Here is a 1,034-nt window from a genome sequence, read left to right as displayed (position 1 = left end):
TTTCTGTAACATATTCACCGGACCGCTATTGCGCCGCGGCAAAGCGTTGAGAAAGCGAAATATTCGGCTTCGGCAGGGCGTGGGTCTCGTCGGCCTGGCACTGGTCGAGCTGCCGCTCGGAGGCGGTCAGCACCTTTTTGTAGATCGACGCGGCAAGCGCGCGCGCTTCCTCTCCCGGCCAGCCGGCGGGCAGCAGCGCGGAAGGCAGCGCCGGATCGCGCAGCACGGCACGGCGGAACTCCTGAATGAGTAGAAGCCGCACGGTCAGCGCTTCCCTGTCGTTCAATGCGGCGCCGCGCTTCAAGGCGTCATGCAACGATCGGAACTGCGCGATGAACTCGCGGTAGCGATCCGCGAGATCGTCGAGTTTGTAGGCCGCACGCAAAATCTCGATCACTTCCGCCGAAGCCGGGAGATCGAGCAAATGGATCCCCTTGATACTTTTTAAGGGAGCGGCATCGGCCGACACATACGTCATCGCATTGAAGGGCGCGAAGTTCGCTGCTTCCAGCGCCTTGCGCTGCGCGGCGCGGTGCGCGGCTTCGCCGTTCAGGAGCGCGAGTCGAAGCTTCGCGGTTTCCGCTCTGCGCGCGAGATAGATGCGCGTGGTCGCTCGCGCGAAAGCACCCTCGCCGCGCTTTGACAGCTTATAAAACGTATTGCGGCCGACCTTCTTCCGCTCCAACCACTTCTCCGTGGTCAGCCGCGAAATCGCGGTACGTACATGGCCGCTGTCGATGCGGAACAGTTCCATGATGCGCGTGATGTCGCCGAGCGAAAGGCTGCCGCCGCGCGGCACGATCGCGTCGCCATACAGCGTGATGATCAGCGAGCCCGCACGTACCGGCTTGCGGCGATTGAAGGCGACGACCAGATCGCGGACCAATGCGTTCGTTTCCATTTCCAGCCACTCGTTGCAGCGCACCTTATAGCGGCTCGCCAATCCGGCGAAAGCCACGGGAAAAGCGAGAAGCACCTTTTCGCTGACCGACCGGTTGGTCTATAATTCTGACCGCAAGCCGCATCCATCCATA

The 1,034-nt window shown here is 61.9% G+C and carries 1 protein-coding gene; it reads right to left on the bottom strand.

Going from position 1 to position 1,034, the window contains the following annotated elements; translation table 11 throughout:
• Positions 1-25: 25 nt before the first annotated feature.
• Positions 26-958 (bottom strand): PaaX family transcriptional regulator C-terminal domain-containing protein, encoded by a 933-nt coding sequence (locus KIT86_RS25180; RefSeq protein WP_297403492.1) that lies wholly within the window; start codon positions 956-958, stop codon positions 26-28.
• Positions 959-1,034: the final 76 nt, after the last annotated feature.

The organism is Hydrogenophaga sp. (assembly GCF_026125825.1).
Taxonomy (GTDB): Bacteria; Pseudomonadota; Gammaproteobacteria; order Burkholderiales; family Burkholderiaceae_C; genus Hydrogenophaga.
Note: the sequence above shows the minus strand (reverse complement) of the source record. Positions and strands in the feature narration are given on the sequence as shown.